Here is a 26172-nt window from a genome sequence, read left to right on the forward strand (position 1 = left end):
ACAGTTTTCATGTGGCTAAATGATAAAAAACGAACACTGAGGGATGACAATGACAATTCACGACCCACGCTTTCGCGATGTGATTATCATTGGCGGTGGCGCAACCGGCGCCGGCATCGCACGCGATTGTGCCCTGCGGGGGTTAAGCGTCACGCTGGTGGAGCGCCATGACATTGCGACAGGCGCAACCGGACGCAATCATGGACTGCTTCACAGCGGCGCCCGCTACGCCGTGACGGACGGCGAATCAGCACGCGAATGTATCGCCGAAAATCAGATCCTGCGGCGTATTGCCCGCCACTGCATTGAGCCGACCGACGGTCTGTTTATTACTCTTCCCGAAGACGATCTCGCCTTTCAGTCAACCTTTTTGACGGCATGTCATGCGGCGGGGATTCAGGCCGAGGCCATCGACCCGGCCCTCGCGCGCCGCATTGAACCCGCCGTCAACCCTGCCCTGACGGGCGCGGTAAAAGTGCCCGACGGGACGGTTGATCCCTTTCGCCTGACGGCCGCCAATATGCTGGACGCCCGCGAGCATGGGGCGCACATCCTGACCGGGCACGAAGTAACCGGGCTGATCCGTGAAGGCCATCGCATCTGCGGCGTGCGGGTGTTTGATACGCAATACAACGAACACAGCGAGCTGTTTGCCTCCGTCGTCATCAATGCCGCCGGGATCTGGGGTCAACGTATTGCGGAATATGCTGACCTGTCGGTACGCATGTTCCCGGCGAAAGGCTCCCTGCTGATCCTCGACCACCGCATTAATAACCATGTGATCAACCGCTGCCGCAAACCCTCCGATGCCGATATTCTGGTGCCGGGCGATACCATTTCGTTAATCGGCACCACCTCCACCCACGTGGACTACAGCGAAATTGATTACAACCGCGTGACCGCCGAAGAGGTGGACATCCTGCTGCGCGAAGGGGAAAAACTGGCCCCGGTCATGGCGCAGACCCGGATCCTGCGCGCCTATGCCGGCGTCCGCCCGCTGGTGGCCAGCGACGACGATCCGAGCGGGCGTAACGTCAGCCGCGGCATTGTGCTGCTCGATCACGCCGCGCGCGATGGCCTGGACGGGTTTATCACGATTACAGGCGGCAAGCTGATGACCTATCGTCTGATGGCCGAGTGGGCGACGGATGCCGTCTGCCGCAAGCTGGGCAATACCGAACGGTGCGTGACGGCAGAACAGCCTTTACCCGGATCGCGCCAGTCTACCGAGAAAACGCTGCAAAAAATCATCTCCCTGCCCGCGCCGCTGCGCGGGTCCGCAATTTACCGCCACGGCGACAGAACGCCACAGTGGCTCGGTGAAGGACGATTGAGCCGCAGCCTGGTGTGCGAGTGCGAAGCCGTGACCGCCGGTGAAGTGCAGTACGCGGTGGAGAACCTGACGGTCAATAGCCTGCTCGATCTCCGCCGCCGCACCCGCGTCGGAATGGGAACCTGCCAGGGTGAGCTCTGCGCCTGCCGTGCCGCCGGGCTGCTGCAGCGTTTTCATACCACCACCGCCACCCAGTCGCTCGATCAGCTCAGCGCGTTTTTAAACGAACGCTGGAAGGGGATTCAGCCTGTCGCCTGGGGTGATGCCCTGCGGGAAAGCGAGTTTACCCGCTGGGTCTACCAGGGACTGTGCGGTCTTGAGAAGGAGCAACACGATGAAATTTGATGCCGTGATTGTCGGCGGCGGGCTGGCAGGCCTGCTTTGTGGAATCAAACTCACAAAGCAGGGGCTGCGCTGCGCCATTATCACCCGGGGACAGAGCGCCCTGCACTTTTCGTCAGGCTCGCTGGATCTGGTGGACGAAACCTGCCGCGAAAAGCTGCCGCCGGAGCACCCGTATCACCTGATTGGCGCGCAACATATTGACCGCTTTGCCCTGGAAACCGAAGCGCTGCTGGCAGAGTGCGGCGCACGTCTGCAGGGCAGCGCCAGGCAAAATCATCAGCGCGTCACGCCGCTTGGCACCCTACGCTCCGCCTGGCTCAGCCCGGAGGAGGTGCCCGTTGCCCCGTTCAGCGCCGCACGCGTGCGGGTGGTGGGCATCAGCGGTTTTCTGGATTTTCAGCCCCATCTCGCGGCAGCGTCACTCTGTCGCCAGGGGGTTAATGCTGACACCGCAGAGATAGAGCTGCCAGAGCTGGACGTTCTGCGCGATAACCCAAGTGAATTTCGCGCGGTGAATATCGCCCGTTTCCTTGATAACGAAGAGAAATGGCCGCTGCTGTATGAGGCACTCAGCCCGCTTGCGGCAGGATGCGATGCGCTATTGATGCCCGCCTGCTTTGGCTTAAACGACAACCGACTCTGGCGCTGGCTCTCAGACCGTCTGCCCTGCACGCTCGGTTTGTTGCCCACGCTGCCCCCTTCCGTACCCGGCATTCGCCTGCATACCCAACTCCAGCGCCAGTTTGTTGCGCAGGGTGGCGTCTGGATGGCAGGGGATGAAGTAAAAAAAATTACCCTGACGGACGGCGCGGTGAACGAAATCTGGACGCGCAACCACGATGATATCCCCCTTCGGGCCCGTTATACGGTGCTGGCCAGCGGCAGTTTCTTCAGTAACGGGCTGCTGAGTAGCCGGGAGGGCATCCGGGAAGCCATTATGGGGCTGGATGTCCGGCAGAGCGCCTCCCGCGCGGACTGGTACCAGAGCGATTTCTTCTCGCCGCAGCCCTGGCAACAGTTTGGCGTCATCGTCGATAACCGGCTACATCCGCAGCTTGCCGGTAAGCCCGTCAGTAATCTTTTTGCCATTGGCTCGCTGCTGGGTGGATACGACCCCATCGCCCAGGGCTGCGGTGGCGGCGTCTGCGCCGTTACGGCGCTGTATGCGGCAGAGCAGATTAGCCAGCGCATGGAGGCTGAACAATGAACGATACCCGTTTTGAAAGCTGCATCAAATGCACGGTGTGTACCACGGTCTGCCCGGTCAGCGGCGTCAATCCACGCTATCCAGGCCCGAAACAGGCTGGGCCGGACGGCGAACGCCTGCGCCTGAAGGACGGCAAGCTGTACGACGAAGCCCTGAAGTACTGCATCAACTGCAAACGCTGTGAAGTCGCCTGTCCATCGGATGTGAAAATCGGCGATATCATCCAGCGCGCCCGGGCGCGCTACAGCACGCAAAAACCGTCACTGCGAGACGCCATTCTGAGCCATACCGATCTGATGGGCAGCCTGTCGACACCGTTCGCTCCGCTGGTAAACGCCGCAACCGCCCTCAAACCGGTGCGTCAGCTGCTGGATGCCACACTTAAGATCGATCATCACCGCAGCCTGCCGAAATATTCTCACGGCACCTTCCGCCGCTGGTACACGTCCGTCGCGGCGAAGCAGGCGCAGTATGCCGACCAGGTGGCTTTTTTCCACGGCTGCTACGTGAACTACAACCACCCGCAGCTGGGGAAAGATCTGCTGAAGGTGCTGAACGCCATGGGAACAGGCGTACAGCTACTGAACAAGGAGAAGTGCTGCGGCGTGCCGTTGATTGCCAACGGGTTTACCGACAAAGCGCGCAGGCAGGCGCAGAGCAACGTCACGTCGCTGCGCGAAGCCATCGTCGGGAAAGGTATTCCGGTGCTGGCGACCTCCTCCACCTGTACCTTTACCCTGCGCGATGAGTACCCCCATCTGCTGGATGTGGATAACCGCGGGCTGCGCGAGCACATCGAACTGGCGACGCGTTTCCTGTGGCGCAAACTGGACAGCGGGCAGACCCTGCCGCTCAGAAAATTGCCCCTGAAAGTGGTGTATCACACGCCGTGTCATATGGAGAAAATGGGCTGGTCGCTGTATACGCTGGAGCTGCTGCGGTTAATCCCGGGTCTTGAACTGACGGTGCTGGATTCGCGCTGCTGCGGAATTGCGGGAACCTACGGCTTTAAACGGGAAAACTACGCCACGTCACAGGCAATTGGCGCCCCGCTGTTCCGTCAGATTGAAGAGAGCGGCGCGGATATCGTGGTGACCGACTGCGAAACCTGCAAGTGGCAGATTGAGATGTCCACAAGCTTACGCTGTGAACATCCGATTACCCTGCTGGCGAAGGCGCTGGGCTGAACATGGCCGGGGCGAAAGGCCCCGGCCAACGTTTTACTCAACGAACAGCGACTCGACAACGTGGATCCAGCCGTGCTCGCTGGCCACCTCTTTGCCATTCAACCAGCGGCGCAGCATGTTCAGGGCCATCATCGCACAAACCTCCTGACGCACCGCCAGGCTGTGGCGGGTGATACTCATCTTAACCCGCAGTGCCCAGGTGCCTTCCGGCGTGGCCAGCGCGAAGTTAAGGTATTCCTCATCCAGCCCCCCGACAAACAGCGCCAGTCCGGCAAAATGTTTTACCCTTCTTTCAGATGCCCAACGGGCGGTCTGCGCCAGGGTCTCCTGCTGGAACGGCACCACTTCGCTGGCCAACAGCGGCGCGTTGACGCGAGACAACTGCAGCGCCAGCAGGCCGCCGGTGAACTGCTCGCTTAAGGTCACGCTCAGCTGGCGCGACTGCAGATGCTTCGCAATCTGCGCCGGTAGCCCTTCCGTGCCTTCGAAAATCAGGCTTTCGCCCGCCACGCGCTGCACCTCAGGCCACAAGGCCAGCATCGCCTCTTTCTGCGTTGCTGGCCCGGTCAGCTTAAGCTCAATGATTGGCATGGAGGAGCGATAGCCCATGGAGACGCCCGGCGGGAGTGAGAGGTGATCGAGGCTCTGGGCCAGATCGCTTTCAGAGCGGCCAAAAGTGGTCAGGCGCAGGCAAAGCGGGGGTTCCGGCAGGGTAAAGCGCTGGCGAAGGCGCGGCAGGATCTGCTGCTCGACCATCACCTTAAATTCTGAGGGTACGCCCGGCGTAAAGAACATCAGGCAGCGGTTCAGTTGCATGGCAAACCCACATGCGGTACCGACCGGGTTATCAACCAGTTCCGCGCTGGCGGGGATCTCAGCCTGTTTGCGGTTGCTGGGGGCCATGACGCGACCGCGTTCGGCGAAAAAGCGCTCCATCTGCGAAAGCCACGCTTCATGCAGCACCAGCCCTTCGCCTTTGGCAGTCGCAGCGGCCAGCGCGCTGAGGTCGTCGCTGGTGGGGCCGAGCCCACCGTTTACAATCAGCACGTCACAGTGTTCGCTGCGTTCGCGCAGAACACTCACCAGCGACTCAAGATTGTCGCCCACGGTATTGCGGCGCGTTAACGGTAATCCTTGCTCAAAGAAAAGATCGGCAAGCCAGGCGGCATTGGTATCAATAATTTGCCCATGCAGCACTTCGTCGCCGGTGGATAACATCTCCACGTTAATCATTATGTTCTCCCGCTTATTTGGTCAGAACACTATAGCGCAAACGTGGGTAGGAGAAGAGAGAAACTGGCGCGACAGCATGCCGCGCCGGTGTGTTTAGAAGCCTGCGCTAACGCCCACGTATGGACCGTCAGCCAGCGCATTGTCGCGGTTGCCGTCTTTGCCGGCCAGGTTCAGATAACGATAGCCCGCTTCAATGGTAATCGGACGCATGATGGTCCAGCGCGCACCGGCGTTGGCCTCTTCATAGCTGTCGATACCGCTGGAAAGCGAGTCTGGTGAGTAGTAGTACTCGCCGAACAGGCCGAAGCTGTCGCCAATTTTCCACTGCAGACCACCGCCAACCGCCGCCGCGTACCCTTCGTCACCGTCGTTCGGGTTGGTGTAGATACCTTTACCGCCAACAGTCGCCAGGAACGGGCCCAGCGGAACGTTCAGACCGAGACCGAGGCTTGCCGCGTCGCCGTCGTCATCGTTATGCGTCCAGCCACCCGTCATCGCCAGACCGGAGGTTTCCGTGCCCATGCCGAAGCCCAGGTGGGTATAATCCTGACCCGCCGAACCGTTAATGCTAATGGCGTTTGCCGCCGCAGAAACAACCATCAGGCCGAAGCCCATTAATGCCACTTTTTTCATTATTGCGATCCCGCACATTTTATAGAGAAGTCCCAAAACCGCGAGATTTTAACCGGAGTCTTCCGGGGATCAAGGACTCTGCGTGCGGCAGGTCGAAAGATTGTCACTATTTGAAACGGCGCTTATCCCTTAAGTGATGCATTGACCCACTGCTGCAGCGCGCGACGGGAGACTTTGATGCCGCCATTTTTGAGCTCGGTCGGCAGCAGCAGCCAGCGGATGGGTTGCTCAAACCGCGCCAGCTTATCCCTGACCCAGTCAGGAAAACAGGCGATATCCGTTCCCGGTTCACACTCCACCACCGCCACCGGACGTTGACCAAATTCGGCGTCGTCCAGCGGGACGATAAACACCTGATTAATCTGCGGGTGTGTTGCGATAACCCGCTCAAGGCTTTCTGGCTGGATCCCTTCTCCGCCACTAAAAAAGAGGTTGTCCATACGGCCCAGAATCGTCAGGCGGCCGTCATGCCATTCACCGCGATCGCGGGTGGCGAACCATCCCTGCGCGTTGGTCAGCGGAATTAACGCACCGTCCCGCCAGTAGCCTGAGGCCATGCTGTGCGCCTTGATCCAGACCTCGCCGTTCACGATCTGCACCTCTCTGCCCGGTAGCGCAGAGCCTACGTCCGGCTCGCCGTCCGCCTCTTTCGCGCAGACGGTAGAGGCAAACTCGGTCAGGCCGTAACCGCAGAAGCTGCGGATCCCCTGCTCCCGCGCCTGTTGCGTTAACGCCACCGGAATCGCCGCTCCGCCAAGCAAAACCGCTTTCAGGGCAATGTGGCTGTCGGTATTCAGAAGACGCCAGAGCTGGGTTGGCACCAGCGAGGCGTGCGTGCAGCCGCGCAAAGCCTGCTCCAGAGGCTGTTTCTCGCGCACGGTTAACCGCGCCCCCGCCTGCAGCCAGCGCCATAAAATTCCCTGGCCGGAGACATGAAACAGCGGCAGCGAAAGCAGCCAGTCATCGTCACCGCCGTAGGGCATCAGCGACAGTACGCCGCGCGCGCTGGCAAGATGGGCCGCGCAGGTATGGACCGCCGCTTTTGGCAGCCCGGTGGAGCCTGAGGTGAGCGTCATGGACGCCAGCCGTGCCGGTTGCCACGCGACGCGGTGTTCCCCTTCACGATCGCGCATGCTCAGGGCAGGAAGAGCGTCATAGCTGCCGTCCAGCACCAGCGCAAAGCGCAGCGTCATCTGCGGGAGTAACACCTCCAGCAGCGGGCGCGGCAGTTGCGGGTTAACGGGAAGAATACGCGCGCCGCACTGGAGCAGCGCCAGCCACGCCAGCAGGGTCTGCGGATGGTTATGGGCCAGCAGCAGCACGCCGTCGCCCTCCACCACGCCCTGCTGGTGAAACCCCGCCGCGAGACGGTCGACGCGGACGCACAGCTGTTGCCAGGTAAGCACCTCGTCGTTCAGTCTCAGGGCCGGTTTATCCGCAAACTGCACGCACCAGTGACGCCAGGGCCAGTCGGCAAAACTCATAACAACGGCTCCAGCGCCCCGGAATTCAGGCACGGCAGCGTACTGCCCGGCCACGTGCGGATAAGCTGAGCCTGCATCAGGTTCAGCGTGTCGAGGCCAGGCACCGTGTCCGGCGTTAACCAGGCGGCAATACGCGCCAGCTGCGTCAGCCCAAGGCTGGATTCTATAGAGGAGCTGATCACCGCCGTCAGCCCTGCGGCGTGCGCGGCTGCAACCTGCTCGCGCACCTTCGCCAGACTGCCGGTCAGGGTCGGTTTTATCACCACTGCGCTGACGCCGGGCTCGGCAACGAAGGCAAAATCCGCTTCGCGCAGGCTTTCATCCCAGGCGATGGCAATCCCCGTTTCGCGGGCAAACGCGCGCGAATCGTCGCGGGTTTTACACGGCTCTTCCAGAAAGGCAATGCGGCTGCGGTATGCCGGGTTGACGTACTTTGCAAACTGCTGCGCCTTCAGCGGCGTCCAGGCGCGGTTCGCATCCAGACGCAGACGAAGGTCGGGGATCGCTTCCAGCAGCAGGTTGGCCACCATGCCGTCGCGTACCGCTTCGTAGAGGCCGACTTTGATTTTTGCGACCGTCTCACCCGGCATGGCGGAGAGCAACGCGAAGAGTTCGTCCGGATCGCCCGTGCAGAGCGGCGCCGCGCGATAATCGACCGCTTCCGGCAGGCTACCGTCGAGCTCCGCCAGCGCGCAGCTGATGCCAAAGGCGGCGGAAGGCACGTCCGGCAGCGGTGGATTGGCCCCCTCGCGCCAGGCATCCGCCCAGGCCACCAGCGCGGCCTGCGCTTCCTCCAGCGACTCCAGACTAAAGCCCGGCAGCGGCGACACCTCGCCCCAGCCTTCCCGCTCGCCCTGCTGCAGATGCACGAAAACGCCGTCACGGGTTTTTAACCGCCGTTCACGCAGCACCACACCCGCGTCCATCGGTATCTGCCAGCGGTAAACCTGCGCGCGACGCATTACGGGTTCCGTTTGAATTTGCTGAAGTCTGGCTGGCGTTTTTCGTTAAACGCGTTGCGCCCTTCCTGACCCTCTTCGGTCATGTAGAACAGCATGGTGGCGTTGCCCGCCAGCTCCTGCAGGCCTGCCTGGCCGTCACAGTCGGCGTTGAGGGCCGCTTTCAGGCAACGCAGCGCCATGGGGCTGTTTTGCAGCATTTCGCGACACCAGCGGACGGTCTCTTTTTCAAGGTCGGCAATCGGGACCACGGTATTGACCAGCCCCATATCCAGTGCTTCCCGGGCATTGTACTGACGGCACAGGAACCAGATTTCGCGGGCTTTTTTCTGCCCGACGATGCGTGCCATATAGGAGGCGCCCCAGCCGCCGTCGAAGGATCCCACTTTCGGACCGGTCTGGCCGAAGATGGCGTTCTCTGCGGCAATCGTCAGGTCACACATCATGTGCAGCACGTGACCGCCACCGATGGAGTAACCCGCCACCATCGCCACCACCGGTTTTGGACAGGTGCGGATCTGACGCTGGAAATCGAGCACGTTCAGGTGGTGCGTGCCCGCATCGTCCTGGTATCCGCCGTAGTCACCGCGTACTTTCTGATCGCCGCCGGAGCAGAACGCCTTATCCCCTTCGCCGGTCAGGATAATCACGCCGATATTGTCGTCGTAGCGCGCATCCGCCAGGGCCTGAATCATCTCTTTAACGGTCAGCGGACGGAAGGCGTTACGCACCTGCGGACGGTTAATGGTGATTTTGGCAATGCCGTCGGTGGATTTGTGGTAACGAATGTCGGTATAGCCTTCGGAGCAGTCTTGCCATTCAACCGGTGCATAGAGCATGTTTTCATCAGGATAGATCATAGAGTGTCCTTTATTCGAAGACGCAGTATCTGAGCCAGACTCGCGCTCACCGCTTCGGGGTTTTCCCGATGGGCGTTGTGTCCGGCGTTTGGAATGAGATGGCGAACGGCGTTCAGTTCAGCGGCAAGGGCCGCAAACTTCTCATCGCGTTCGCCACAGAGATAATCAAAAGCGAAATCGCGTGCGCTAAGCGCGGCGCGTAAATCGGGCTGCACCGCCAGCGACGTCGCCTCGAGCATCATCGCCAGCGCCACGCCGCTGTTCTGGCTGCGCAAGGTAATCAGCGCATCGCGCTGAGTGTCCGTCAGGGTGGCAAAAACGGGCTGTTGATACCAGTCAGTGAATACCTTATCCAGCGGTTCGGTGCGAAAACGTCTCGCCCAGTTGCGGTCCGATGCCAGGCGCGTATGACGCGCTTCGGCATCCTGCAGGCCCGGATGCCCGCCTTCAACTATCAGGCCCAGCACCCCCTTTGGCTGCTGGCAGGCGTGGAACATCGCAATGCGGCCGCCGAGGGAGTACCCGATGAGCCAGAAGTTAAGTATGTTGTAACTAACTAAAGTTCGGGTGAGTAATGTGCTCATATCTTCGAACCCCGCCACGCCAACCTGCCGGGATCCGCCGTGCCCCGGCAGATCGAGATACAGCCGGGGGTAGTCGCTGAGTTTTTCACCCACCTTCTGCCACTCGCGGCTGTCGCCGGAAAAGCCGTGCAGAAAAACCAACCAGGGGTAGCCTGGCTTACCGGCCTGCTGTACCGCCCGGAGGATCACAGCTGGCTCACCTGCGCCAGCAGGCTTTGCAGCGCCTGCGCACCGTCAGCCTCGTTCACCACCAGCTCAATCAGCGTCGCACCCGGCTGTTTCCAGGCGGTCGCTAGCGCGGCCCCCAGCTGCTCCCAGCTTTCCGGACGATGATATTTCAGGCTGAACATCGCTGCGGCGTGTTCGAACTGCACGTTCTGCGGCATCAGATAGAATCGCTCGCGCTCGGTCTGCGGCGTGGGCAACAGGGAGAAAATTTGCCCGCCGTTGTTGTTTACCACCATCAGCACGAACGGGGCGGACGCCTGACGCAGTAGCGCCAGCGCATTGAGATCGTAGAGCGCGGAGAGATCGCCCACGATGGCCAGCGTCGATTTCGCGCTGGCTCGCTGCACGCCCGCCGCTGTCGAAATAAGCCCGTCGATGCCGCTGGCACCACGGTTGCTGTACACCGGGTAGCCAGCTGGCAACTGTGAAAAGGCGTCAATCAAACGCACGACCAGGCTGTTGCCGACAAACAGTTGCCCCTGTTCAGGCAGGAGCTGGTGAATACGGTGCGCCAGCCCGGCTTCGCTAAATGCCTCACAATGCGCCGTTGTTCGTTCCCACGCCTGGCGCGAGAGTTCCGGGATGGCAACCGCCCAGGGTTTACGTTTTTCAGCCGGATGGAGCGTCAGCCAGGTTTCGATACTGCTGACCAGACGACGACCACGATGGTGCGCCGGGTCGAGCCGCCCTTCCAGCGCGTCCACCAGCCAGTACTCTTCGGGCGTGCAGGTCGCCTGCCACTGCAGTAACCGTTTGCCGGTTAAACTCGATCCAAGCTGGACCACAATCTGCGCCTGCGACAGCTCGGTGACCGCTTTCGCATTACCCAGCCAGAGGTCGGCGCACGGCAGCGGCTGACCGGTCTGGGAAAGCACGTCGCCAATCAGCGGCCAGCCGAGCGTTTGCGCCCATTCGGCCACCAGCTTGCCTTCCGCGGCGCTCATACGCCCGGCGACGACCACGCCGCGCTTCTGCCGCCAGAAGAACCAGTCCCGCTGTTTTGCGCTTTCAAGATGCGTCTGCTCGCGCAGCCACGGTTTCTCACTCTCCCACCAGCTACCCAGGGAATGCTGCCATTCAAGCCCCGTGTCGTCCATTTCACCGTACAACGGCTCGGCAAACGGGCAGTTGATATGCAACGCTCCGCCGCGCAACGTCTCCATGGCATGATCGACGGTAGAGACCAGCCAGCTTGCCGGAATATCCTGAGTGGGGCGAGGAAGCGATATCGTCTGCGAAGGATGAGAAGAAAAGAGCCCCGGCTGACGAATCGCCTGGTTGGCGCCGCAGTCGATAAGTTCGGGAGGGCGGTCGGCGGTGAGCAGGATCAGCTTTTCACCGGTTAACCCGGCTTCAATCAGTGCCGGATAGAGGTTTGCCACCGCGGTACCGGAGGTGACAATCACCGCCACAGGTTCTTTGCTGGCTTTCGCCAGACCCAGCGCCAGATGGCCGAGGCCGCGTTCATCGAAGTGGGTGTGATGAATCAAGGCCCGGTTTTCGGCAGCCGCCAGCGTCAGCGGCGTTGAGCGAGAACCCGGTGCAATACACACGTGCCTGACGCCATGGCGCGTCAGGGCTTCAAGGATCACCGCCGCCCAGCGTCGGTTAAAAGAACTTACTGACATGAGATTGTCCGGTATCAAGAATACGACACAGTATAAATAATAGAAAAAACTGGAATTTTGATATGAATCGGGATTGCGCGAATCTGTATTAATCCCTTAGTAGCAGAGAGCGCAATCCGGCGGCTTTGTTTTCAATCTCCTGCCACTCCTGCTCCGGGTCAGACCCGCTGACAATCCCGGCGCCGGCGTAGAGACGCAGGGAGTCCTCCTGGACGCGGGCGGAGCGCAGCGCCACGCAGAACTCACTCTGGTCAGGCGATAAATACCCGGCCGAACCGGCGTACCACTCGCGGTTAAAAGGCTCCACCTTCTGGATAAACTCGCGCGCTGGCTGTCGCGGTAATCCGGCAACGGCCGCCGTTGGCTGCAGCATGTGCAGACACTGCTCATCATCGGCCTGTTTTAGCTCGGTCCAGATACAGCGGCGCAAATGCTGCACTTTACGCAGGCGCACCACCTGAGGCGGCAGTACTTCAAGGGTCTGCGTATGGCGCTGAAGGCGCTGGCAAATATCTTCCACGACCAGCATATTTTCACGCTGGTTTTTATCATCATTCAGCAGCCACTCCCCCAGGCGCTGCGCCTGCTTATCATCGGGATGGCTGGCGACCGTACCCGCCAGGGCTTCCGTGCGCAGCAGCTTGCCGCGCCGCCGCCAGAGACGTTCGGGCGTTGAGCCGAGAAAGGAGTTGCTGGCGTCGAATACCATGCAGAAATGATAGCAATTTAAATTCAGGGCGCGGCTGGCCGCCATCAGCGCAACGGGATTAACGCGCTGTGTAAACTGCAGGTCGGTAGCGCGGGCGAGGACAACCTTTTCAAAATCACCGCGTGCGATGGTGTCTGTCGCTTTGCGGACCAGCCTCAGCCATTCGGGCTGTTGCGGCTGATGGGCTTCGTGCTCAACCTGAACGGAGAGCGGGCGGACAGGCTTTGCAGGACGGAGCTGCTGTAAGAAATCCCGTGCGGCCAGGGCATCGTCCTGCAGCGAACTGTCGCTCCACAGCTGCAGGCGCAGCGTGGCGTGACCCGCGCTACGTCGCCAGAGCAGGCGCGGTAGAAAGAGACTGCCCTGCTCCGGGTTAAACGCATTAAGGCCGCAAATGCGGGTATCACCTGCCGCGTGCTGCGCGCGTAAAAACTGCGAGGCTTCTGTCAGAGAGGAAAACCGGGTAACCGCCCCCAGCGCTGCCAGCTCTTCATCGCCGTTACGCTGTTGCCAGTAAAACTGAGGATAGCACTGCTGCGCGCCCAGCCAGGCGAGCGGATCGAAAGCGTCGTTTAACGGGAAAGAGACGTCGAAATGACGTAAACCGGGTATAGCGGGTAACGCTTGCGCAAGCTGAGTACGCAGACGTTCCAGCGCGGTGGAAATCGAATGCACGCGAACCTCTCCCTGTGAAAACGCTTAGTATACGGGGTACCATCATAAATATCAGTACCCACGTATAGGGAGTGGTTAAGCGGCCTAACGGCGGGCTAACAGCAGACCGAGTACCAGCCCTACGGCGGCCCCGACGCCAATACCCTGCCACGGTTTTTCATGCACGTAATCATCGGCACGATACACCGCTTTTTTGGCGCGGTAGTAATAGGTATCCGATGCATGGCTGACGCGATTTTTAACCTCATGCAGCGCCTGTTCGGCACGGGCTTTAAGCTCAATATATTTCTGATCGGCAGGGTCGCCCGAGGAACGTAACACCTCTTCCAGCGTTTCACTCAGTAAGGCCAGATCGTCATCGATACGGGTATCCCAGGATTGAAATGACATATTTTTCTCCATGTTAGTACACCAGTCCGCTAACTATAGCCAACGACTCGCCATTACGCCTGCTTCGCTTCCCGCGCCATACCAATGTGGGGAATGCCATCTTCGTCGTAGACTTCAGTAACCGGCACGAAACCAAAGTGGCCATAGAAGGGTTGAAGGTGCGCCTGCGCCCCCAGGTATAACGCCTTGTCTGGCCACTGTTTCTGGCACGCTGCCAGCGTTTTTTCCATCAGTTGATAGCCCAGTTTTTCACCGCGCGCGCTACCGCTGATGATGACGCGGCCAATGACCACGGGCTCGATATCATCTTCGCTTTTCAGAATCCTCGCATACGCCACCAGCTCGTTATCGCGCCAGCCGAGGATATGGCGGTTCTCGCCAACCAGATCATCGCCATCGATGTCCTGATACGGGCAGGTCTGTTCGACCACAAACACTTCACAGCGCAGTTTAAGCAGGGCATACAGCGCATTAACGGTGAGTTCACTATGGTGTAAATCTTGCCACTGGATCATGTCAGTCTCCTTCCTGGGGTTCATCACGTTATACTAAACCCCTCCCCGTTCGGCAAAGGGCTGATTGCGTTATGGAACTGATTTTTCTGGGTACGTCCGCTGGCGTGCCAACCCGCTCACGAAATGTGACGGCGATTCTGCTGGATCTCAAACATCCTACCCGCGGTGGGCTGTGGCTGTTTGACTGTGGCGAAGGGACGCAGCATCAGCTGTTACGCACCGCTTATCACCCTGGCAAGCTGGATAAAATCTTTATCACACACCTGCATGGCGACCATCTTTTTGGCCTGCCCGGGCTGCTGTGCAGTCGCTCCATGGCCGGCAATGCCAACCCGCTGACGATTTACGGGCCTGCGGGTGTGCGTGAATTTGTTGAAACCACGCTGCGCCTGAGCGGGTCGTGGACGGATTATCCGCTGGAAATCGTTGAGATTGGCGACGGTCTGGTTTTCGATGACGGGGATTATCACGTCACCGCCCACCCGCTCAATCATCCTGTGGCGTGCTACGGCTACCGCATTGAAGCGCATGACAAACCCGGCGCGCTGGATGCCGCCGCACTAATGGCCGATGGCGTCAAACCCGGGCCGCTGTTCCAGCGCCTGAAGCACGGAGAGACCGTCACGCTGGAGGATGGGCGCGTCATCAACGGTCAGGATTATCTCGCCGCCCCGCAGCCCGGCAAAAAACTGGCGATTTTTGGCGACACGGCCCCTTGCCCGGCAGCGTTAACCCTGGCGCAGGGCGTGGACGTGATGGTGCATGAAGCCACGCTTGAAACGGCGATGGAAGAAAAAGCCAACAGCCGGGGCCATAGCTCAACGCGACAGGCGGCGCAGCTTGCCCGTGACGCAGGGGTCGGCAGGCTCATCATCACCCATGTCAGCTCACGTTACGACGCACGGGGGTGTGCAGGCCTGCTGGCAGAGTGTCGCGCGCTGTTCCCGGAATGTGAGCTGGCCGAAGATTTCGCTCAGGTCAGCGTTTAGTCCTTCATTTTTCTCTCAGGATGCCGATAACGATTAAAAGGTCAGCATTTCTCTCGAGGGTAGAATGGATAATTTCCAGAAAGATATTGATGACAGGGCGAATCTGACCCTGTCGAACCGTTTTGAACTGTTGCTGTTCCGTCTCGGCACTTCTCTTAACGAAAATAAATCTGAGCTGTTTGGCATTAACGTCTTTAAACTGCGTGAAATTGTGCCGATGCCGGAGTTCACGAAACCCGCAGGAATGAAATCACCGCTGATGGGAATGGTGAATATTCGCGATCAGGTGATCCCGGTGATTGACCTGGCCGCCGTGGCGGGCTGTAAGCCCACTACCGGGCTGAACATTCTGCTGATCACCGAATATGCACGTAGCGTGCAGGCGTTCGCCGTGGAATCGGTTGAGAACATCATGCGTCTGGACTGGAAGCAGGTGCACGCCGCGGAAACCGCCGTCAGCGGGCGTTACATCACCAGTATTGCGTGTCTTGACGAGAAGACGGATACCAACGAACTGGCGATGGTGCTGGACGTTGAGCAGATCCTGTATGACATCACGCCGGCCAACCACGATCTTCATGCCACCAATCTGAAGACCACCAAATTCCATATTAAGCCGGGCGCTGTCGCGATTGTCGCGGAAGATTCCAAAGTGGCGCGCTCCATGCTGGAGAAGGGTCTGCAGGCAATGGAAATTCCGGCGCAGTTGCATATCACCGGTAAAGACGCGTGGGAGAAAATTGGCGTCCTGGCGGCACAGGCGCAGGCGGAAGGAGTGCCGATTACCGATAAGATTGCCCTGGTACTGACCGACCTCGAAATGCCGGAGATGGACGGTTTTACGCTGACGCGTAAAATCAAAACCGACCCGCTGCTGAAAGATATTCCGGTGGTGATCCACTCCTCCCTTTCCGGCAACGCCAACGAAGATCATATTCGTAAGGTGAAGGCGGACGGTTATGTGGCGAAGTTTGAGCTGAACGAGCTGTCATCGGTGATTGAGGAAGTGCTGGACCGCTCGATGAAGAAGATTGACGGGCCATTGATTAGCAGGAAACAGCTGGCTTAAATCTGGTGCGGGCTGGTGCCCTCAGCCCGGCCCTCTCCCACGGGGAGAGGGAGAAAACCATAAAAAAACCCGCCTCGGCGGGTTTTTTGCTTTTACATCAGCGGCATCGCTCGCTGCACGATATCAATCAGCGGCTGCGGATAGATACCGAAGATCAGTACCAGCAGTGCGGAGATGAGGACCACAATACCGCCGGCGCTGTACTGCCAGTTGGTTGGGGCGTCACGGTTGAGCTGCTGAGGTGCACTCAGGTACAGACTCACGGCCACACGCAGGTAGTAGTACAGACCAATCGCAGAGCCGATCACCACGCCCGCGGTCAGCCACCACAGATGCGCCTGCACACCGACAGCCAGCACGTAGAACTTACCAATAAAGCCCAGCGTCATCGGGATACCCGCCAGAGAGAGCATCATCACCGTCATCACCGCGGACAGGATCGGACGGTGCCAGAACAGACCACGGTAGGAGAACAGTGAATCGGCATCCGGGCCACGGTACGGGCTGGACATCAGGCTCACCACGCCGAACGCGCCGAGGCTGCTGAACAGATAACCGGCCAGATAGACGCCCACGGTTTCCATCGACATCTCACCGCTCTGCAGCGCAATCAGCGCCACCATCAGGTAGCCCAGATGCGAGATCGAGGAGTAACCCAGCAGACGTTTGATGTTGGTCTGGCTCAGCGCCATCAGGTTACCGAAGATGATGGAGACGAACGCGATGATGCCCAGCACCACGCGAACCGCTTCGCTGTCACCCACCGGTGCGTACAGGAACAGACGCATCACCACCCCGAAGATAGCGATTTTGCTCGCCGTCGCCAGGAAGGTAGACACCGGCGCTGGCGCACCCTGGTAGACGTCTGGCGTCCAGAGGTGGAACGGAACCAGAGAGAGTTTGAAGCCAAGGCCAACAATCATCATGCCCAGACCCGCCAGCAGCAGCGGCTCATGCAGCATGCCGTCGCCGAGGCTCTTGCCGAGCGCCATGAAGGAGAGATTACCGGACTGTGCGTACAGCAGCGCAATACCAAACAGCAGGAACGAGGATGCCGCCGCAGACAGGATGGTGTACTTGATGCTTGCTTCCAGCGAGCGCTTCTGACGGAAGGCGTAACCAATCAGACCGAACAGCGGCAGAGAGATCAGCTCAATGCCGAGGAACAGCGCAGCCAGGTGGTTCGCGTTCGCCAGCAGAATGCCGCCCAGTGCGGCAATCAGAACCAGCAGGTAAAACTCTTCTTTGTTGTCGTTGTAGCCTTCAAGCCACGGGTACGCAAAGGTACAGGTTGCCAGGCTCGCCAGCAGAACCAGACCGGTATACAGCATAGCGTAACCGTCAACGCGCATCAGCGGGGTGACGTCCATCGCCCCACCCTGGCCAACAAACCAGAGAGAGACTAACGCGGCGTTCAGGCCGATGACCGACAGCGTGGCATTCAGGAAGTGATTGCGTCGCCACGCAATGGAGAGCATCACAACCACCACCGTCAATCCGACGATCAGCAGCGGTAGCAGCGCGATCAGTTGTTGTGGAGTTATTGTCATGGCGAATTACGGCCTTGTAGTAGAAGCAGAATTAACAAACCACTGCTGGATGTTACCCATCGCGCTATGCGAGGTATCCAGAATCGGCTGCGGGAAGAAGCCCAGCAGCACCAGCAGTACGACCAGCAGCAGGATGATGAACAGCTCACGCAGCGACATCCCCGGCAGTTCTTGTGCAGCAATTTCGCTCTTCGCTTTACCGAAGTAAGCGCGGTGCAGCATCGCCAGCGAGTACACGGAAGCGAACACCAGACCAAAGGTGGAGATCACGGTAATCACCGGTACCACTTTGAAGCTGCCAAACAGAATCATAAATTCGCCGACGAAGTTACCGGTGCCTGGCATCCCCAGGGTGGCTACTGCGAAGAACATGGACAGCGCTGGCAGCCATTTAATTTTGCTCCACAGGCCGCCCATCATACGCATGTCGCGAGTGTGCAGACGTTCGTACAGCTGGCCACACAGGATGAAGAGACCGGCTGCGGACAGGCCGTGCGCAATCATCTGGATCACCGCGCCCTGGTACGCCAGCTGGCTGCCGGTGTAGATAGCAATCAGCACGAAGCCCATGTGGGAGACGGAGGTGTAGGCAATCAGACGTTTGATGTCGTACTGCGTAAACGCCATCCAGGCACCGTAGAAGATACCGATCACACCCAGCCACATGGCAATCGGTGCGAACTCAGCGGAGGCGTTCGGGAACAGCGGCAGTGCGAAACGCAGCAGGCCGTAGGCCGCGGTTTTCAGCAAGATGCCCGCCAGGTCAACGGAACCCGCCGTTGGTGCCTGAGAGTGCGCGTCTGGCAGCCAGCCGTGCAGAGGAACCACCGGCATTTTCACCGCGAAGGCGATGAAGAAGCCCAGCATCAGCAGGTATTCCACGCCGTGCGACATCGGAGTCTTCAGCAGCTCTTCGTAGTTGAAGGTCCAGACACCGGTCGCATTGTGGTGCACAAACACCAGCGCCAGAATGGCAATCAGCATCACCAGACCACTCGCCTGGGTATAGATGAAGAACTTGGTGGCCGCCGTGATACGCGTTTTACCGTCGGACGCCTTATGGCCCCACAGCGCGATCAGGAAGTACATCGGCACCAGCATCATCTCCCAGAAGAAGAAGAACAGGAACATGTCGATGGCCAGGAACACGCCGATAACGCCGCCCAGAATCCACATCAGGTTCAGGTGGAAGAAGCCCTGGTATTTTTCGATTTCACGCCAGGAGCAGAGTACCGCCAGAACGCCGAGCAGACCGGTCAGCACCACCATCAGCAGCGACAGACCGTCAATCGCCAGGTGGATCGTAATGCCGAAACGTGGGATCCACGGCAGGATAAACTCAGACTGCCACTGCGGAATGCCCGCAGACTGGGTCAGAGAGTAGCCACCCTGCAACCAGAGTTGCAGACCAAGCGCGAGCGTCAATCCCATGGTGATCAGCGCGATCCAGCGCGGCATCTTCACGCCAAAGCGTTCAGTCTGCCAGCACAGGAAGCCGCCGATGAAGGGAATTAATATTAGCCAGGGTAGTAACATGGCGATTTACATTCCTTTTTAAGGCCCCCAGCAGGGGCCTGATTTTCAACGAATTCGAATAAAATTCACTTAACGATCAACGCAACACCATCAGCAGCGCCAGCACGACAACCGCACCGATGCTCATGGACGCCACATACCAGCGCAGGTAACCGTTCTCGCTGTACAGCAGGCCTTTACCTGCAAAGCGGGAGAGGATCGCCGGGATATTCATCAGGCTGTTCAGTGGGTCGCGCTTCAGCAGCCACGCAATGCCCAGGAACGGCTTAACGAAGATCATGTCGTACAGCCAGTCGAAGCCCCACGCGTTGTACCACCAGGTGCCCAGCAGACGGCCCGGCGCACTGTTGGCAACGGAAGTCACCAGCGTACGTTTGCCCAGCCACAGCCATGCAGCGATCAGGATGCCCGCAATAGCGACCACACCGGAGGTGATTTCAAGCGTCAGAACGCGACCATGCTCAAGCTCGGTGGTGTCTGGCAGTACGCCCTGCAGCGGCGGAACAATCATCGCGCCAACGAAGGTGGACAGGACCAGCAGCACAATCAGCGGCAGGTGGTGGGTAATCCCCTTCCCTGCGTGAGCGTGAATTTGTTCTTTACCGTGGAATACGATGAAAATCATACGGAAGGTATACAGGGAAGTCATGAACGCGCCGACCAGACCCGCAACCATCAGATTGATATGACCATTCGCCATGGCACCCGCAAGGATTTCGTCCTTACTGAAGAAGCCCGCGGTGATCAGCGGCAGTGCCGCCAGCGCCGCGCCGCCCACCAGGAAGCAGACATAAACCAGCGGGATGGACTTACGCAGTCCGCCCATCTTGAAGATGTTCTGCTCGTGATGGCAGGCCAGAATGACGGAACCGGATGAGAGGAACAGCAGCGCTTTAAAGAACGCGTGCGTCATCAGGTGGAAAATCGCCGCGTCCCACGCCTGAACGCCCAGCGCCAGGAACATGTAACCAATCTGGCTCATAGTGGAGTATGCAAGAACGCGTTTGATGTCGGTCTGCACCAGCGCGGCAAAGCCTGCCAGCACCAGCGTGACCGCACCGACGATCCCCACCAGATGCAGAATTTCCGGGGTCATCAGGAACAGGCCATGGGTACGTGCAATCAGGTAGACACCGGCGGTGACCATGGTCGCAGCGTGGATCAGCGCGGAGACAGGGGTTGGACCCGCCATCGCGTCGGCCAGCCATGTCTGCAACGGCAGCTGTGCGGATTTACCCACAGCACCACCCAGCAGCATCAGCGTTGCCCACCACAGCATGTTGTTGCCTGCAGCGAAGTGCGCCGGCGCCAGTTCCACCATCTCGCGGAAGTTCAGCGTGCCCAGTTCGTTATAGAGAATGAACAGCGCGAACGCGAGGAAGACGTCACCCACACGGGTCACGACGAACGCTTTCATGGCCGCTGCGCCATTCTTCGGATCGGTGTAGTAGAAACCGATCAGCAGATATGAGCACAGGCCCACGCCTTCCCAGCCCAGATACATCAGCAGCAGGTTATCGGCCAGCACCAGAACCACCATGCTGGCGATAAACAGGTTGGTGTAGGCGAAGAAGCGGGAGTACCCCTCTTCACCGCGCATATACCAGGAGGCAAACATGTGGATCAGGAAGCCGACGCCGGTGACCACGGAGAGCATGGTCAGCGAGAGACCATCCAGCACCAGGTTGAAACCGATGTTGAAATCACCGACCGACATCCAGGTCCACAGCGGCACGCTGAAGGGCTGACGCCCGTTGTTAAAGAAGTCGATACCCGCATACGCTGTCACCAGCGCGGCCAGACCAACAGAGCCCATGCCGACGGTCGCAGACAGATTCTCAGACCAGCGGCCGCGAGAAAACGCCAGCAGCACGAAGCCAATCAGCGGAAAAATAATGGTTAAGGCAAGCATGTTCATCCACGCAACTCACTTACTGAATCGATGTTCAGATTCTGGCGGCGACGATGGAGCTGCAGCAACAGCGCCAGGCCAATACTCGCTTCAGCAGCCGCAAGGCTGATGGCGAGAATGTACATCACCTGACCATCGGTCTGGCCCCAGTAGCTTCCGGCGACCACGAAGGCCAGCGCAGAGGCGTTAATCATGATTTCCAGACCGATCAGCATAAACAGCAGATTGCGGCGGATAACCAGACCCGTCAGACCCAGAACGAATAAAATCGCAGCGAGGATCAGTCCATGTGTTAAGGGGATCATGCGCGCTCCTCCGTTTTTCTTTTCGCGCGGTCGTCAGTGCGGTTGCTCAGCACCTCGCCAGCACGCTCTTCGCGGCCAACGTGGAAGGCAACAACCAGACCTGCCAGCAGCAGCATGGAGGCCAGTTCAACCGCCAGAACGTATGGGCCAAAGAGCGTAATACCGACCTCTTTAGCGCCGATCGGCGTACCGTCGATGCCCTGATCGTTGACGCCGAGAATGGCGTATACAATCACCACCAGCATGATGGCCGACAGAATTGCCGGGCCAATCCATACCTGCGGTTTTAACCACTGACGTTCCTGCTCAATTTCAGAGCCGCCCAGGTTCAGCATCATCACCACGAACACGAACAGCACCATGATGGCCCCGGCGTAGACGATGATTTCCAGCGCACCGGCGAAGTGCGCGCCCAGCGCAAAGAACACCCCGGAAATGGCCAGCAGCGAAATGATTAAGTACAGCAGCGCATGCACCGGATTGGTGTGCGTAATCACTCGCAGCGTAGCCAGGATGGCGATAAGGCCACAGATATAAAAAGCGAATTCCATTGCCCTCTCCTTACGGTAACAGGCTCTTGACGTCGATAGGCTTAGCTTCGTTCTCTGCTTCGCCCTTATCTTTGCCGTCGATTGCCATACCCGCCATCCGGTAGAAGTTATATTCCGGGTATTTGCCCGGACCGGAAATCAGCAGATCCTCTTTCTCGTACACCAGGTCCTGACGCTTATACTCACCCAGTTCAAAGTCTGGAGTCAGCTGAATCGCCGTGGTTGGGCACGCTTCTTCACACAGACCGCAGAAGATGCAGCGTGAGAAGTTGATGCGGAAGAACTCAGGGTACCAGCGGCCATCTACCGTCTCTGCTTTCTGCAGAGAGATACAGCCTACCGGACACGCTACCGCACACAGGTTACAGGCAACGCAGCGCTCGGAACCGTCCGGGTCGCGCGTCAGCACGATACGGCCACGGTAGCGCGGCGGCAGATATACCGGCTCTTCCGGGTACATCCGGGTTTCGCGTTTGGCAAACGCGTGCAGGCCGATCATCCAGATACTGCGTACCTGAGTGCCGAAGCCTACCAGTAATTCTTTTAAGGTCATGGTCTATAGCCCCTTATGGCTGCTGCCAGAGAATGACAGCCGCCGTTACCAACAAGTTGACGAGCGTCAGCGGCAGGCACACTTTCCAGCCGAAGGACATTACCTGGTCATAACGCGGACGCGGTAACGCTGCGCGAATCAAAATGAACATCATCATGAAGAACGCGGTTTTCAGCGCGAACCAGATGAACGGCGGTAAGAACGGGCCATGCCAGCCACCAAAGAACAGCGTTACCATCAACGCGGAAATGGTGACGATACCGATGTATTCGCCCACGAAGAACAGACCGAATTTCATACCGGAATATTCAATGTGGTAACCGTCGGCCAGTTCCTGTTCGGCTTCTGGCTGGTCAAACGGGTGACGGTGACACACCGCCACGCCCGCGATAGCAAAGGTAATAAACCCAAAGAACTGCGGGATAACGTTCCAGATGTCGGCCTGGTTGTTGACGATGTCGGTCATGTTGAATGAACCGGCCTGCGCCACCACGCCCATCAGGGAGAGACCCAGGAACACTTCGTAGCTCAGCGTCTGCGCAGACGCACGCATCGCACCCAGCAGCGAGTATTTGTTGTTACTGGACCAGCCTGCGAACAGCACCGCGTAAACCGCGAGGCCTGCCATCATCAGGAAGAACAGAATGCCGATGTTCAGGTCAGCCACCACCCAGGTCGGGCTGACCGGAACGATAGCAAACGCCAGCAGCAGCGAGGTGAAGGCGATCATCGGTGCCAGAGTAAAGATCACGCGGTCCGAGAAGCGCGGGATCCAGTCCTCTTTAAAGAACATCTTGATCATGTCCGCGACCAGCTGGAGTGAACCACCCCAGCCCACGCGGTTTGGTCCATAACGGTTCTGGAACAGACCGAGCAGACGACGTTCACCAAAGCTCATGAACGCGCCGCAGGTGACCACCACCAGCAGGATAACAATCGCTTTCAGAATGCTCAGCAGGATGTCGATAAGATCCGGCGTTAACCAACTCATGCTTTTGCCTCCTGCAGATTATCAAGACGCGCACCCGCCAGAACCGGCGCGATGCCAGGCATACCCATCGGCAGACCCACCTGCCCTGCTGTCAGACTTTCAGAGATAATCAGCGGCAGGCTGATGGTCTGGCCGTCGTAGCTAAAGGCAATGTTCGCACCCGCGTTGACGCCAAGCTTCGCGGCGTCCGCCGGGTTGAGCTTGATGTACGGCTGCGGCATACGGGTCTGGAAGACCGGTGAACGCTGGGACAGCTCGTCACTACCGAACAGATGGTAGTAAGGCGCGATACGCCAGCTACCGTCCTGCGCCTGGAAGCTCGCCGGCACGGTGGTGAAGAAGTCCAGACCGGTTTCAGAGGCTTCAATCAGACGCACGCCCGGGTCACCGTGGCGCAGCGAACCGCCCACTTCAGCCTGGAACTTGTTCCATGCCTGCGGGGAGTTCCAGCCCGGCGCCCATGCGAATGGGATCTGTGAACGCGGCGCAGACGGCTGGTTGTTCCCTTCCATTGAGAAGGCGAACATGGTGTCTTTATCCTGCGGCTGGCGCGGTTCGTGTACGCTGATATTGGCACGCATTGCGGTACGACCGCTGTAACGGTGCGGTTCACGCGCCAGTTTCTGGCCGCGAATACGGAAGCTTGCTTCAGGTGCAGCATCCTTAATGCCTGCCAGCTGAGGCAGTTTTTCCACCACCGCGTCGATAACGTGGTCAAGCTGCGTCCAGTCCACTTCACGGCTCTGCACGGTGCTGTGCAGGGAGTGCAGCCAGCGCCAGCTTTCCAGCATCACGGTGTTGCTGTCGTAATATGCCGGGTCGTAAACCTGGAAGAAACGCTGCGCGCGGCCTTCGTTGTTGATAACGGTACCGTCGCTTTCTGCGAAGCTTGCCGCAGAGAGCACCAGGTGCGCTTTATCCATAATCGCGGTGCGCTGATGGTCGATAACCATCACCAGTGGCGCTTTGGAGAGCGCGGCGTCTACGCGTGCGGCAGAAGCGTGGCGATGCAGATCGTTTTCCAGCACCACAACGGCGTCAGCGGCACCGGATTCCAGTTCGCTTAACGCTTCTTCCAGCGAGCCGCCGCCAATCATACCCAGACCGATGCTGTTTACCGCACGGGCAATCATGGTTACGCCAACGTCGGCACCGCGGCCTTTCAGGGCTTTGGCAACGTTCGCTGCAGCCTGAATGATCTCGGCGCTTCCGGCGTTAGTCCCGGAAATAATCAGAGGTTTCTTCGCACCCGCCAGCGCCTGAACAATCACATCGACCTTGTTTTGCAGGTCACGATCCAGTTCAACGGCTGGGGAGTTGCTGTCCAGCGCGTGGGCAATGGCAAAGCCAAGACGCGCCTGATCTTCAACCGGTGCGCAGTAGGTCCACGCCGCGATATCGTCCAGACGGGTATTGTCTACGTTCGTCACAAACAGAGGATGCTTCGCGCGCTGGCCGATGTTGAGAATTGCCGCAATCTGCCAGTCAGCCACTTTCTGTGCCGCTGCCATTTCACGGGCTTTACCTTTCACCGCCTGACGAACCGCCAGAGCCGCACGAGCGCCGGTCTGCGTCAGATCTTCACCCAGCACCAGGACCGCATCATAGGATTCGATTTCACGCAGCGCAGGGGTATGAATACCGCCTTCACGCAGCACTTTCAGTACCAGCTGCAGACGTTCCTGCTCGCCCTGGGCGATACCGGTATAGAAGTTTTCCGCACCCACCAGCTCGCGCAGCGCGAAGTTGCTTTCGATGCTGGCGCGCGGGGAGCCGATACCGATCACTTTCTTCGACTGGCGCAGAATGTCTGCCGCGCCCTGCATCGCCTGTTCAGCGTTCAGGGTAATGAAGTCATCGCCACGGCGCTGAACCGGCTGACGCGGACGGTCTTTCAGGTTCACATAGCCATAGCCGAAACGACCGCGGTCGCACAGGAAGTAGTGGTTAACGGTACCGTTGTAACGGTTTTCGATACGACGCAGCTCGCCGTAGCGCTCACCCGGGCTGGTGTTACAGCCCAGAGAACACTGCTGGCAGATGCTTGGCGCAAACTGCATGTCCCATTTACGGTTGTAACGCTCGGAGTGGGTTTTGTCGGTGAACACGCCGGTCGGGCAGATTTCCACCAGGTTACCGGAGAATTCGCTCTCAAGCACCCCGTCCTCCGGACGACCGAAGTAAACATTGTCATGCGCACCATAGACGCCCAGATCCTGACCGTCTGCGTAGTCTTTGTAGTAACGCACGCAGCGGTAGCAGGCGATGCAGCGGTTCATTTCGTGAGAGATGAACGGCCCCAGATCCTGGTTACGGTGGGTACGCTTGGTAAAGCGATAGCGACGGAAGCTGTGACCGGTCATTACGGTCATATCCTGAAGGTGGCAGTTACCGCCCTCTTCACAGACCGGACAGTCGTGCGGGTGGTTGGTCATCAACCATTCCACAACGCTTTCGCGGAACTGTTTGGCTTCTTCGTCATCAATCGAAATAAAGGTGCCTTCGGTGGCTGGCGTCATACAGGACATCACCAGGCGACCACGCGTGTCTTCCGCGTTTTGATATTGCTTCACCGCACACTGGCGGCAAGCACCGACGCTGCCCAGCGCCGGATGCCAGCAAAAATACGGAATATCAAGGCCGAGCGACAGACAAGCTTCCAGCAGGTTGTCCGCCCCGTTGACCTCATATTCTTTGCCGTCTACATGAATCGTAGCCATTAGCATGCTTCCAGTTGGCTCAGTCG

23 protein-coding genes are annotated in these 26172 nt (G+C 59.0%); 5 read left to right on the top strand and 18 right to left on the bottom strand.

Translation table 11 applies throughout. The annotated features are described in order from the left end of the window. The first annotated feature begins 49 nt into the window (after positions 1 to 49). From glpA to glpC, 3 genes are read left to right on the top strand one after another with little or no spacing between them, the layout of a single operon-like run. Complete coding sequence (glpA, locus tag C5687_RS08045; protein ID WP_059385214.1) at positions 50 to 1678, top strand: anaerobic glycerol-3-phosphate dehydrogenase subunit A; 1629 nt, start codon at positions 50 to 52, stop codon at positions 1676 to 1678. Further along, on the top strand, positions 1668 to 2885 hold the full coding sequence (glpB, locus tag C5687_RS08050; protein WP_025757199.1) for a glycerol-3-phosphate dehydrogenase subunit GlpB: 1218 nt from the start codon (positions 1668 to 1670) through the stop codon (positions 2883 to 2885). Before glpA ends, glpB begins: the two co-directional genes overlap by 11 nt. Beyond that, positions 2882 to 4072: an anaerobic glycerol-3-phosphate dehydrogenase subunit GlpC gene (glpC, locus tag C5687_RS08055; RefSeq protein WP_104556717.1), complete on the top strand. Its 1191-nt coding sequence runs from the start codon at positions 2882 to 2884 to the stop codon at positions 4070 to 4072. The genes glpB and glpC overlap by 4 nt, the downstream gene beginning before the upstream one ends. Before the next feature lie 33 nt (positions 4073 to 4105). Here the strand turns inward: glpC and C5687_RS08060 are convergent, their stop codons facing one another. The 10 genes from C5687_RS08060 to C5687_RS08105 all read right to left on the bottom strand — a co-directional run bounded on the left by C5687_RS08060 (position 4106) and on the right by C5687_RS08105 (position 13970). After that, on the bottom strand, positions 4106 to 5305 hold the full coding sequence (locus C5687_RS08060; RefSeq protein WP_047959140.1) for a nicotinamide mononucleotide deamidase-related protein YfaY: 1200 nt from the start codon (positions 5303 to 5305) through the stop codon (positions 4106 to 4108). Between the two features lie 93 nt (positions 5306 to 5398). Next, positions 5399 to 5938: a YfaZ family outer membrane protein gene (locus C5687_RS08065; protein ID WP_025757196.1), complete on the bottom strand. Its 540-nt coding sequence runs from the start codon at positions 5936 to 5938 to the stop codon at positions 5399 to 5401. A 122-nt stretch (positions 5939 to 6060) separates the two neighbouring features. Further along, positions 6061 to 7422 (bottom strand): o-succinylbenzoate--CoA ligase, encoded by a 1362-nt coding sequence (menE, locus tag C5687_RS08070; protein ID WP_095451873.1) that lies wholly within the window; start codon positions 7420 to 7422, stop codon positions 6061 to 6063. Further along, complete coding sequence (menC, locus tag C5687_RS08075; RefSeq protein WP_104556718.1) at positions 7419 to 8384, bottom strand: o-succinylbenzoate synthase; 966 nt, start codon at positions 8382 to 8384, stop codon at positions 7419 to 7421. The genes menE and menC overlap by 4 nt, the downstream gene beginning before the upstream one ends. Beyond that, entirely contained in the window at positions 8384 to 9241 is an 858-nt protein-coding gene (gene menB / locus C5687_RS08080; protein ID WP_047959144.1) for a 1,4-dihydroxy-2-naphthoyl-CoA synthase, read from the bottom strand. Before menB ends, menC begins: the two co-directional genes overlap by 1 nt. Beyond that, entirely contained in the window at positions 9238 to 10014 is a 777-nt protein-coding gene (menH, locus tag C5687_RS08085) for a 2-succinyl-6-hydroxy-2,4-cyclohexadiene-1-carboxylate synthase (protein ID WP_095451875.1), read from the bottom strand. The genes menB and menH overlap by 4 nt, the downstream gene beginning before the upstream one ends. Next, positions 10011 to 11681 (bottom strand): 2-succinyl-5-enolpyruvyl-6-hydroxy-3-cyclohexene-1-carboxylic-acid synthase, encoded by a 1671-nt coding sequence (gene menD / locus C5687_RS08090; protein WP_095441334.1) that lies wholly within the window; start codon positions 11679 to 11681, stop codon positions 10011 to 10013. The genes menH and menD overlap by 4 nt, the downstream gene beginning before the upstream one ends. A gap of 88 nt (positions 11682 to 11769) precedes the next feature. Next, positions 11770 to 13065, bottom strand: coding sequence for an isochorismate synthase MenF (gene menF, locus C5687_RS08095; protein WP_104556719.1), 1296 nt, complete (start codon positions 13063 to 13065; stop codon positions 11770 to 11772). Positions 13066 to 13149: 84 nt separating this feature from the next. Next, positions 13150 to 13455, bottom strand: a complete 306-nt coding sequence (gene elaB, locus C5687_RS08100; protein ID WP_008500219.1) for a stress response protein ElaB — start codon at positions 13453 to 13455, stop codon at positions 13150 to 13152. A gap of 53 nt (positions 13456 to 13508) precedes the next feature. Then, on the bottom strand, positions 13509 to 13970 hold the full coding sequence (locus C5687_RS08105) for a GNAT family N-acetyltransferase (RefSeq protein WP_025757189.1): 462 nt from the start codon (positions 13968 to 13970) through the stop codon (positions 13509 to 13511). Positions 13971 to 14041: 71 nt separating this feature from the next. Between C5687_RS08105 and rbn the strand changes: the two genes are divergently transcribed. Then, positions 14042 to 14959, top strand: a complete 918-nt coding sequence (rbn, locus tag C5687_RS08110; protein WP_104556720.1) for a ribonuclease BN — start codon at positions 14042 to 14044, stop codon at positions 14957 to 14959. 64 nt (positions 14960 to 15023) lie between these two features. Further along, on the top strand, positions 15024 to 16028 hold the full coding sequence (locus C5687_RS08115) for a chemotaxis protein (RefSeq protein ID WP_045286087.1): 1005 nt from the start codon (positions 15024 to 15026) through the stop codon (positions 16026 to 16028). 92 nt (positions 16029 to 16120) lie between these two features. Here the strand turns inward: C5687_RS08115 and nuoN are convergent, their stop codons facing one another. The 8 genes from nuoN to nuoG form a co-directional block, all read right to left on the bottom strand. Continuing rightward, positions 16121 to 17578 carry an NADH-quinone oxidoreductase subunit NuoN gene (gene nuoN / locus C5687_RS08120; protein WP_023312531.1) on the bottom strand — a complete coding sequence of 486 codons (1458 nt, stop codon included), beginning with the start codon at positions 17576 to 17578 and terminating at the stop codon, positions 16121 to 16123. Positions 17579 to 17584: 6 nt separating this feature from the next. Then, positions 17585 to 19114, bottom strand: a complete 1530-nt coding sequence (nuoM, locus tag C5687_RS08125) for an NADH-quinone oxidoreductase subunit M (RefSeq protein WP_025757186.1) — start codon at positions 19112 to 19114, stop codon at positions 17585 to 17587. Positions 19115 to 19190: 76 nt separating this feature from the next. Beyond that, a complete protein-coding gene (nuoL, locus tag C5687_RS08130; protein ID WP_104556721.1) occupies positions 19191 to 21032 on the bottom strand; it encodes an NADH-quinone oxidoreductase subunit L in 1842 nt (613 codons plus the stop codon). Further along, complete coding sequence (nuoK, locus tag C5687_RS08135; protein WP_003861496.1) at positions 21029 to 21331, bottom strand: NADH-quinone oxidoreductase subunit NuoK; 303 nt, start codon at positions 21329 to 21331, stop codon at positions 21029 to 21031. Before nuoK ends, nuoL begins: the two co-directional genes overlap by 4 nt. Next, complete coding sequence (gene nuoJ, locus C5687_RS08140) at positions 21328 to 21882, bottom strand: NADH-quinone oxidoreductase subunit J (protein WP_008500212.1); 555 nt, start codon at positions 21880 to 21882, stop codon at positions 21328 to 21330. The genes nuoK and nuoJ overlap by 4 nt, the downstream gene beginning before the upstream one ends. A 10-nt stretch (positions 21883 to 21892) precedes the next feature. Then, positions 21893 to 22435: an NADH-quinone oxidoreductase subunit NuoI gene (gene nuoI / locus C5687_RS08145; protein WP_003861491.1), complete on the bottom strand. Its 543-nt coding sequence runs from the start codon at positions 22433 to 22435 to the stop codon at positions 21893 to 21895. 13 nt (positions 22436 to 22448) lie between these two features. Further along, positions 22449 to 23426, bottom strand: a complete 978-nt coding sequence (nuoH, locus tag C5687_RS08150) for an NADH-quinone oxidoreductase subunit NuoH (protein WP_008500211.1) — start codon at positions 23424 to 23426, stop codon at positions 22449 to 22451. Next, a complete protein-coding gene (nuoG, locus tag C5687_RS08155; RefSeq protein ID WP_047959149.1) occupies positions 23423 to 26146 on the bottom strand; it encodes an NADH-quinone oxidoreductase subunit NuoG in 2724 nt (907 codons plus the stop codon). Before nuoG ends, nuoH begins: the two co-directional genes overlap by 4 nt. Positions 26147 to 26172: the final 26 nt, after the last annotated feature.

It is taken from the genome of Enterobacter sichuanensis (assembly GCF_002939185.1).
Lineage (GTDB): Bacteria > Pseudomonadota > Gammaproteobacteria > Enterobacterales > Enterobacteriaceae > Enterobacter > Enterobacter sichuanensis.

What these genes read in the sequence shown, in the direction of transcription:
- glpA (WP_059385214.1), top strand. Translation starts at nt 50, where the DNA reads ATGACAATTCACGACCCACGCTTTCGCGATGTGATTATCATTGGCGGT.
- glpB (WP_025757199.1), top strand. Translation starts at nt 1,668, where the DNA reads ATGAAATTTGATGCCGTGATTGTCGGCGGCGGGCTGGCAGGCCTGCTT.
- glpC (WP_104556717.1), top strand. Translation starts at nt 2,882, where the DNA reads ATGAACGATACCCGTTTTGAAAGCTGCATCAAATGCACGGTGTGTACC.
- C5687_RS08060 (WP_047959140.1), bottom strand. Translation starts at nt 5,305, where the DNA reads ATGATTAACGTGGAGATGTTATCCACCGGCGACGAAGTGCTGCATGGG.
- C5687_RS08065 (WP_025757196.1), bottom strand. Translation starts at nt 5,938, where the DNA reads ATGAAAAAAGTGGCATTAATGGGCTTCGGCCTGATGGTTGTTTCTGCG.
- menE (WP_095451873.1), bottom strand. Translation starts at nt 7,422, where the DNA reads ATGAGTTTTGCCGACTGGCCCTGGCGTCACTGGTGCGTGCAGTTTGCG.
- menC (WP_104556718.1), bottom strand. Translation starts at nt 8,384, where the DNA reads ATGCGTCGCGCGCAGGTTTACCGCTGGCAGATACCGATGGACGCGGGT.
- menB (WP_047959144.1), bottom strand. Translation starts at nt 9,241, where the DNA reads ATGATCTATCCTGATGAAAACATGCTCTATGCACCGGTTGAATGGCAA.
- menD (WP_095441334.1), bottom strand. Translation starts at nt 11,681, where the DNA reads ATGTCAGTAAGTTCTTTTAACCGACGCTGGGCGGCGGTGATCCTTGAA.
- elaB (WP_008500219.1), bottom strand. Translation starts at nt 13,455, where the DNA reads ATGTCATTTCAATCCTGGGATACCCGTATCGATGACGATCTGGCCTTA.
- C5687_RS08105 (WP_025757189.1), bottom strand. Translation starts at nt 13,970, where the DNA reads ATGATCCAGTGGCAAGATTTACACCATAGTGAACTCACCGTTAATGCG.
- rbn (WP_104556720.1), top strand. Translation starts at nt 14,042, where the DNA reads ATGGAACTGATTTTTCTGGGTACGTCCGCTGGCGTGCCAACCCGCTCA.
- C5687_RS08115 (WP_045286087.1), top strand. Translation starts at nt 15,024, where the DNA reads ATGGATAATTTCCAGAAAGATATTGATGACAGGGCGAATCTGACCCTG.
- nuoN (WP_023312531.1), bottom strand. Translation starts at nt 17,578, where the DNA reads ATGACAATAACTCCACAACAACTGATCGCGCTGCTACCGCTGCTGATC.
- nuoM (WP_025757186.1), bottom strand. Translation starts at nt 19,114, where the DNA reads ATGTTACTACCCTGGCTAATATTAATTCCCTTCATCGGCGGCTTCCTG.
- nuoL (WP_104556721.1), bottom strand. Translation starts at nt 21,032, where the DNA reads ATGAACATGCTTGCCTTAACCATTATTTTTCCGCTGATTGGCTTCGTG.
- nuoK (WP_003861496.1), bottom strand. Translation starts at nt 21,331, where the DNA reads ATGATCCCCTTAACACATGGACTGATCCTCGCTGCGATTTTATTCGTT.
- nuoJ (WP_008500212.1), bottom strand. Translation starts at nt 21,882, where the DNA reads ATGGAATTCGCTTTTTATATCTGTGGCCTTATCGCCATCCTGGCTACG.
- nuoI (WP_003861491.1), bottom strand. Translation starts at nt 22,435, where the DNA reads ATGACCTTAAAAGAATTACTGGTAGGCTTCGGCACTCAGGTACGCAGT.
- nuoH (WP_008500211.1), bottom strand. Translation starts at nt 23,426, where the DNA reads ATGAGTTGGTTAACGCCGGATCTTATCGACATCCTGCTGAGCATTCTG.
- nuoG (WP_047959149.1), bottom strand. Translation starts at nt 26,146, where the DNA reads ATGGCTACGATTCATGTAGACGGCAAAGAATATGAGGTCAACGGGGCG.